We start from the raw sequence: 1,287 nt of genomic DNA, 5'->3' as shown, positions 1-1,287 counted from the left end.
CTGGGGGCGTTTACGACGCCGGATCCGATTGGGCTGTCGGGCGGATGGAACCTACACCAGTATGCGCCTAACCCGATTAGCTGGATTGATCCTTGGGGATGGTCAAGGGAATGCGGGGCTGGAACCACACCAAATAAGAAGACGAGTTATGACGGCGTTAGTCGAAGAGATGCACTACGCCAAGCAAAGAGAGATGCTGGCATCCCTAATAGTCAGCAGCCGATCAAAATTACTAGAGATCAACTTGATGACGGTAGAGGAAACACAATTTTTAATTCGAAGGGACAACCTGTTACAGCGCGAGAGTATCACTACACCACTAAAGACGGAAAATCAGTTGTTATTCAAGAGCACGGCCTTGGGCATACAAAAACCACAAAGGGTCATGGTGCGGAGCCACATTTTAATGTGCGGCCGATAGCGAACACTAGAACTGGAGATGTCAAAGGAACTCATGTACATTACAACTTCTAAAAATTCGAATATTGATTTAATTGAATTTATTCAAAAAATCAATTTTTAAGAAAAATATTTCCAAATGGATTCGGTGATGAGATTTTTTTCGGTCAAATTTCCCTAGATGTAAATGGCGGAATTTTGTTGGGGGTTCATATAAAAACAAAGCCAGTCATTGAAGTTGAAAAATGGGGATTGTGGGGTGATGATTATAATGTCGTGGTCATAAGTCTTCTTGGAAAAACGGCAGGTGACGTCATTGTGAAAAATCATCATTTTTTAAGCTATGCACCTTGTTTTGTGAAAATGAAAGATAAAATTCTTGAAATTTGCCAAGCCGATAGAAATTTCGAGATAAATCTTTCGCTTGAATATTTGATTTTTCAAGGTTGCGATGTATATATCGATACGCCTACGGACTAGAGTGGCTAACTGTCGTATCACGGACGATCATATGGTCGGTTGGGATACACATCCGGCCCCTCTTGATACCACTGCTTGATAGCCAGGATAGGTGTCTTGCCGTCCAGTGCTGACTGTGGCAACTGGTGGTTGTACAAGGTTATCCACCGCTGGCGCGCCGTCATGCTAGCGGGGCCGGCACGGAGCAAGGGGGGCTGGAGCCACCGAAGAGCCGACGCAGCAGATCCAGGAATCAAAACGATAGCGGCCAGTGCTCTACCCAAGTGCGCTGAAAACCAAAAACTCTCCAAATCATCAACGGCGAAGGCGCAATACTGGGCCACACTGGAAACCCAGTCGTAACGACAAGCCATCCCTTGAACTGGCACACAAGGGACTTCAGCCTAGACCTCGTTTTGCGAGGTGTGC

Annotated in this window: 1 protein-coding gene and 1 pseudogene; one reads left to right on the top strand and one right to left on the bottom strand. The window is 45.9% G+C overall.

The window, feature by feature from the left end:
- On the top strand, window positions 1-474 hold a 474-nt coding region (locus N4G42_RS25405; RefSeq protein ID WP_260669170.1), incomplete at its 5' end, for an HNH/endonuclease VII fold putative polymorphic toxin.
- 422 nt (window positions 475-896) lie between these two features.
- Here the strand turns inward: N4G42_RS25405 and N4G42_RS25400 are convergent.
- A pseudogene (locus tag N4G42_RS25400) lies at window positions 897-1,028 on the bottom strand (IS481 family transposase); the annotation flags it as partial.
- Between the last annotated feature and the right edge of the window lie 259 nt (window positions 1,029-1,287).

This window comes from Acidovorax sp. K2F (assembly GCF_025246485.1).
Classification (GTDB): domain Bacteria; phylum Pseudomonadota; class Gammaproteobacteria; order Burkholderiales; family Burkholderiaceae_C; genus Acidovorax; species Acidovorax delafieldii.
The sequence above is the reverse complement of the archived record's forward strand: the minus strand, read 5'-3'. Positions and strand labels throughout refer to the sequence as shown.